The organism is Pseudonocardia sp. 73-21, assembly GCF_001899645.1.
Classification (GTDB): domain Bacteria; phylum Actinomycetota; class Actinomycetes; order Mycobacteriales; family Pseudonocardiaceae; genus Pseudonocardia.
The window spans coordinates 1-5,771 of record NZ_MKVV01000021.1; the positions used below are offsets into that span (position 1 = coordinate 1).

General features: G+C 70.6%; 7 protein-coding genes and 1 pseudogene. 2 read left to right on the plus strand and 6 right to left on the minus strand.

The window, feature by feature from the left end:
* From BGP03_RS04955 to BGP03_RS04980, 6 genes and pseudogenes are all read right to left on the minus strand, one after another.
* Window positions 1–306 (minus strand): annotated as a pseudogene (locus BGP03_RS04955) (hypothetical protein); the annotation flags it as partial.
* Window positions 307–920: 614 nt separating this feature from the next.
* The gene (locus BGP03_RS04960) at window positions 921–1,214 is read right to left on the minus strand and encodes a hypothetical protein (protein WP_299735622.1); all 294 of its coding nucleotides are present in this window, start codon (window positions 1,212–1,214) and stop codon (window positions 921–923) included.
* A 247-nt stretch (window positions 1,215–1,461) separates the two neighbouring features.
* Window positions 1,462–1,701 (minus strand): hypothetical protein, encoded by a 240-nt coding sequence (locus tag BGP03_RS04965; RefSeq protein WP_296368919.1) that lies wholly within the window; start codon window positions 1,699–1,701, stop codon window positions 1,462–1,464.
* Window positions 1,702–1,739: 38 nt separating this feature from the next.
* Entirely contained in the window at window positions 1,740–3,095 is a 1,356-nt protein-coding gene (locus BGP03_RS04970; RefSeq protein WP_296368917.1) for an integrase, read from the minus strand.
* A gap of 279 nt (window positions 3,096–3,374) precedes the next feature.
* The gene (locus tag BGP03_RS04975) at window positions 3,375–3,713 is read right to left on the minus strand and encodes a helix-turn-helix transcriptional regulator (protein WP_296368915.1); all 339 of its coding nucleotides are present in this window, start codon (window positions 3,711–3,713) and stop codon (window positions 3,375–3,377) included.
* On the minus strand, window positions 3,714–4,451 hold the full coding sequence (locus BGP03_RS04980) for a site-specific integrase (protein ID WP_298797616.1): 738 nt from the start codon (window positions 4,449–4,451) through the stop codon (window positions 3,714–3,716).
* Window positions 4,452–4,515: 64 nt separating this feature from the next.
* Here BGP03_RS04980 and BGP03_RS04985 point away from each other — a divergent pair, with 64 nt between their 5' ends.
* Both BGP03_RS04985 and BGP03_RS04990 read left to right on the plus strand, forming a co-directional pair.
* The gene (locus BGP03_RS04985; protein ID WP_298661128.1) at window positions 4,516–4,827 is read left to right on the plus strand and encodes a transposase; all 312 of its coding nucleotides are present in this window, start codon (window positions 4,516–4,518) and stop codon (window positions 4,825–4,827) included.
* Window positions 4,824–5,750: an IS3 family transposase gene (locus BGP03_RS04990; protein WP_299735628.1), complete on the plus strand. Its 927-nt coding sequence runs from the start codon at window positions 4,824–4,826 to the stop codon at window positions 5,748–5,750. The genes BGP03_RS04985 and BGP03_RS04990 overlap by 4 nt, the downstream gene beginning before the upstream one ends.
* Window positions 5,751–5,771: the final 21 nt, after the last annotated feature.

Here is a 5,771-nt window from a genome sequence, read left to right on the forward strand (position 1 = left end):
AAGCGCGACCCCGACGCACCCCACCGTCCACGCCCCGGCCCCCGCCTCTGTCTGCGCTGCCCGGGACCGTTCGACCAGGTGCGCCCACACCGCGTCGCGCACCGGCTGCGGGCAGCGGCGACCCAACAGCCGCTGGCGCACCTCGTCGAGCGGCACCCACCGATCCGGCAGCCCGGCGAACCCGCGTCCGTCGACCGACAGCGGCTCGGGCCCGGTGACCAGCCACCCGAACGCCGAGCGCGCGGCGTCGAGCGGCATGTCTGTCGGGCCGAAAGCGGCCCTCGGAATCGCGTTCCTGTCCTGCATCCTTCGGCTCCTCGCCTCGCTTGGGAATCAGCGAGGAAAGAACGCCACAACCGGTGGTACCAAACCGTTTCCGATCACTTACCGATGAGGTACGAACCGCTTACCGCCGACCGCGCACCGGGTCTCTCGACCAGTCGTGTCCGGCCGATCGTCGTGGCGGTCTCGGCCGTTGTGACCTCCCAGGGTCACGCCCGTGAACAGGTTAAACATCGCGTGGTACCTGATCGGTGCCTCAGCGGTAAGCGTTCGGTACCCGGCCGCTAAGCCGGTACGACCGACCTCGCCGGCCGCGTCAGCCGCCGCCACCGTCGTGAAGCAGCGGCGATCGCTGGGCCCGGATCGACCCCGCCCGGGCGCTGCGAGAACGGCACACGGAACAGCCCTGAGAATGGAAGTTCAGGAACAGAGGTGAATATCGGAATGTCCCCACCGGGGCTTGATGACGGAGTTCAGGGGGTGTCCTCGGCCGCGCTTCGGATGCGGCCGTCCCCCGGATCTCTGGAGCAGCCCATGCAGCCTGACGGACAGTCGCGGGCCACCGAACGGCCCGGCGACCCCGGTGCCACCACCCCGAGCCAGGCGAGACGCGGCCGAGCGGTCGTCGAGTTCCGGCCCTACCCGACCGCGCCGACCCGCACCCGGCGCAGCCCGGCGAACTCCGGACGCCCCGACACCCGGCGCGGCAACCCGGCACCCACCCCGTCCACCATCTGGTTCACTCCGGACCAGGCTCCGGTCCAGCACGAGACCCCCTCGCACGCCAGCTCCAGGACATCGACAACGCAGGACGTGGGCTCGGCGCTCCCGTCGTCCGCGGGAGGCGTGCCGGACGCGGAGCCGTCGGGATCGGCCTGGCCGCTGCCCGTGCTTGCCCGCGCCGTGACCTCGTTCAGCGAACCCGGCGCCACCGTCCTGCTCCAGCCCTGGACGACCAGACACACTGGGACGGTCCCCGCCACCGCGGTCGCAGCGGTCGCCGAGCTCGGCCGCCGGCCGCTCCTCGGAGACCCTCCCGGGTCCGTCGACAGTACCGCCGCTGACAGCACCGATCCTGAGGGCACGGACGACCGGGTCGACCTGCTGATCACCGACATGCCCGCGCGGCACGACGCGGCCGGACAGACCGACTCCCTGGCCCGGCTGGCCGCCCGGGCGTTACGGCTCGGCGGCGTCCTTGTGGTCCTCACCCGGTGTGACCGCGACGGCGGGGTTCTCGTCGACCCGACCGGGCCGATGGTGACCGCCGGGCAGAACGCCGACCTGCTCTACCTCCAGCACATCGTCGCCGTGCACCTCACACCCGCCGATCTCCGCGCTCACCCCGCCCACCGGGCTGACGAGCGGGCGCCCGCGCCGCACCGGCGCGTGCACAGCGACGTCCTGGTCTTCGCCCAACCTCATTCCTCCGGAAGTTCAGGCGAACCGAAGGGTCTTCAGGAGGAACCCGAGGGGGGTGTCGGCGTTCCCGAGGGTAGTGGGGCGGGGGTTCCCGGTGATCCCGGCGCTGCGGGGTCGGGTGGCTCGGTGAGCAGCTCGCGGGCGGAGCGGGCGTAGTGGATCGCGGTCTTGGAGCTGAGACCGAACACCTCGGCCAGATGCAGCGGATCGGGACCTTGGACGAGGGCTTCCTCGAGGTGCCGGTCTCGGCGGATCCGGTCGAGGGTCGCGGGGAGCCCCCGCAGTTCACGGTCGACCCACGGGGGGCTGACCGGTCCAATCCCGGGGGCGCTGGCGCGGCTGATCAGCAGATGCGGGTTCGCGGTGACCGGCCAGCGCCGGCGGCGATGGTCGAGCCAGGCGAGCAGGACGGTTCGGATGAGGTCATCGAGGCGCCGCTCGTGGCCGTTGATGGTGAGCCGCAGGTTGCCCAGGTCGACGTCGCGCAGCTGCATGGCGCGGACGTCGCTCGGACGGGCGGCGTGCACGGCGGCGAGGACGAGGAACACTCGCGCCTGCGGGGTGGCCCCGGCCGTGAAACTGAGCCCGATCTGCCCAGCCGCCAGGGGCTGCAGCAGCCCGGTGGATGCTGTGCCGACACGGAGGCGGGCGGCGGGGTTGGTGAAGACCTTGCCGGTGCGTTTAGCCCAGCCGAACAGGGAGCGCAGCGCGACCAGTGTGGTGATCCGCTGGTGGCCGTGCAGGTCCGCGACCGCGGTGAGCAGGTCGTCGTAGGTGATCTCGCGCAGGTGGCTATGTGCGCCGGACCACGCGAGCAGCGCGGGGCGTGCGACGGCAAGGTAGCCGGGGATCGATCGTTCGTCGCGTGGTCGGGTCCGGACGTTGCCGGTGGTCAGGGTGAGCGCCCACTCGCGGGTGTCGGCGGCGATGCCTGGGGCGAGGTCGGCGAGCTGTCGGTCGACCCAGGCGTGGAACGCCGGCACCCGATCGTCGAGCAGGACCCCGACGCCGGCGAGGATGTCGGTGGTGCGCCGCAGGGAGGCCGACCGGGCGCGCAGGACATCGGCGTAGTCGGAGTAGCGGACCTGCTCTCCCTCTCCGAGCTGGGAGAGCACCATGACCAGGTTGCGGTTGAGGGTCGACACAACAGCGTCACTCCAACCACGGAGCTGAGCCTGGCTGGCGGCGAGGGCGAGAGCGGCGCGCAGGACTGGGTTGTCGCCGACGGGCTCACGGCGCAGATCGACCCGGCCGTAGCGGAAGCTACGGGCGAGCCCGTCGAACAACAGCAGCTGCGCGTCGGGCTGGCGCAGCGGGTCGCCGGCAGGATCGGCAAGTTGCCGTTGTGCTCGGCGTTGGGCGATCAGGTCGCCGCGGGGTTTGAACGTCATGCCCGCAAAGAACAGTTGGTGGACTCGCACGTGGCGGACGTGCGGGAGCAATACGGTGTGCCGCTCGACGTAGGGCCGGTCGAGACGAGCCTGGTCCCAGCACAGCCGACAGTGCCCGACCCGCAGAGGAACGACGCGAGCGCAGGCCTCGCACGGCCCGACCGGGTAGGCCCGGGCATAGCGCAGGCACGGGATGCATCGGCCTCGGTAGCCGGTCACGCCCCAGGCCAGGCAATCCGGGCAGCTGAGCACCGGGCGGTTCGCGCGGCGGTCCATTGCTCAGGCCGGGGGCAGTGTGCGGCCGTCACGGCGCCGCGGGACGACACCGAGCGGCCCGCCGCGATCGCCCGCGGTCACCGACGCCGCGATGGAAGCGGTGTCGGTGGCGGGGCGGGTGACGGTGTCGGGCTCGGGGATCAGCAGCTCACCGACCTCGCAGCCGAGGACGACGCAGATGACGTCGAGGTCGGCGAGCTTGAGCGAGATCGGCCGGCCCGACCACAGGCCCGACATCTTGCCCGCCGAGATCACCAGGCCGTGCTCGGCGAGGCTGCGCTGCAGCTCGGAGGCCTTCCAGATGCCGCGGTTTGCCGCGGCCAGACGCAGGTTCCAGCGCACTCAGATCAACCCTTCCAGTCGTGCCGCCGCCCGGGCCTGCCCGGCGATCCAGGCGTCCTCAACGTGGCTGCGGTGCACGTGGACGTAGCCCATGGTGGTCGCGATCCAGGCGTGACCGAGCAGCTCCTGGATCATGATCAGGTCCATTCCGGTGCGGTAGAGCTGCGAGGCGCAGTAGTGGCGCAGCACGTGCGGGGTGAGCCGCGACGCCCACGCCGGCAGATGCGTCGCCGCGGCCCTGGCGAGGCCTTCGCGCAGGACGTCGTCGCCGACGCGGGCCTTCGTGCCGTCGAGGTTGCGCCGCTCGGAGCAGAACAAAGGTGCCCCGGGCCGGGTGTGGTTGTCGTCGAGATGGCCCCACACGTCCTCGACGTACCAGCGCAGCAGCCGGTCCGCGCCGCCGATCATCGGGACCATCCGCTCGCGCGGGCCCGATCCCCGCGAGCCCTTCCCGTGCCGGACATGGATCTTGCCCAGCCGTCCGAGGTCCCACTTGAGGTCTGCGAGATCGAGATGGCGGGCCTCGTTGACGCGCAATCCGACGGTGGCCATCAGCCGGGCGGCGGTGTAGTTGCGCGCGGTCGGGGCGAACTTGCGGCAGGTGGTGAGCTGCGCGGCCCAGCGGCTGAACAGGTCCTCGACCTCGGTGTCGCCGGGCGGCACCCGCAGCTTCGCGTCCTTGGTCCCACGGGGCTGGTTCATCTCGTCGACCGGGCAGGTCACGACCTGGCCGGTCATCTGAGGTTCCCCCGCTAGCTCGGAGACCGACGATCATGGCCGTAGGCCGTGAAGGGAGTCTCTGATGGCAGCACCGAAGAAGTACCCCGACGAGCTGCGTGAGCGCGCGGTCCGGCTCTACTTCGAGTCCGACCCGCGACCGGTGATCCGCCGGCTGGCCGAGCAGCTGGGCGTGCACCATGAAGCGTTGCGAACCTGGATCCGCCAGGCCCAGGCCGACCGCGCCCAGCGCAGCGACCTACCGACCACCGCGGAGGTCGAGGAGCTGCGCCGGCTCCGGCGGGAAAACACCGAGCTGCGCCGGGCCAATGAGATCTTGAAGGCGGCGAGTGCTTTTTTCGCCCAGGAGATGGACCCGACAAAGAGGCGATATTGAAAGCCGTCAGCCATCTCCGTGACCGGTTCGGGGTCGACCCGGTCCTGCGGGTCCTCGACGTCGCACCCTCGACGTTCTACGGCTGGCTCGTCCAACAACAGTATCCCTCAGCCCGCCGCCAAGCCGACGAGCAGATCCTCACGGAGATCACGAAGATCTACGACCGCTCGGGTGGCACCTACGGTTCTCCGCGGATCCACGCCATCCTGCACCGCCGCGGCGTGCGCATCTCCCGCAAACGGGTCGAACGGCTGATGCGCGAGCACGGCCTGCAAGGCGCGTTCCTGCGCAAGAAGTGGCGCACCGCCTCGACCAGGCAGAACCCGAACGCCGACCCGGCGCCAGACCTGGTCAACCGGGACTTCACCGCGCCGGCGCCCAACCGGCTCTGGGTCGCTGACGCGACCCGCATCCCGTGCGGACAGGGCGTGTTCTGGCTGGCCGCGGTCCGCGACGCGTTCTCCAACCGGATCGTCGGCTGGCGCTGCTCGGACCGCTGCGACACCGACCTCATCCTCGGCGCTCTCGAGTACGCGGTCTGGTCGCGCGGTATCCGCGACGGCCAGGTCATCCACCATTCGGACCGCGGCTCGAATTACACATCGCTGCGGTTCGGGCAGCGACTCGATGACCACGGCATTCTCGCATCGATGGGTTCGGTCGGGGATTCCTACGATAATGCGCTGATGGAGAACTTCTTCTCCACCCTGAAAACCGAACTGGTGTACCGGAGGTCGTGGCGGACCCGCGATGAGGCGGAGAACGCGCTGTTCGCCTACATCGACGGCTGGTACAACACCGAACGCATCCAGGCCCGGCTCGGCTGGCGCTCACCCGACGAGTACGAAGCGGCCTGGCATGCTCGACCCGACGACCACCCAGCGGCTGCGGCCGCCGAACCCGACCCGGCATCCGCCAGGTAACCGACACTCCGGGCTACCGGG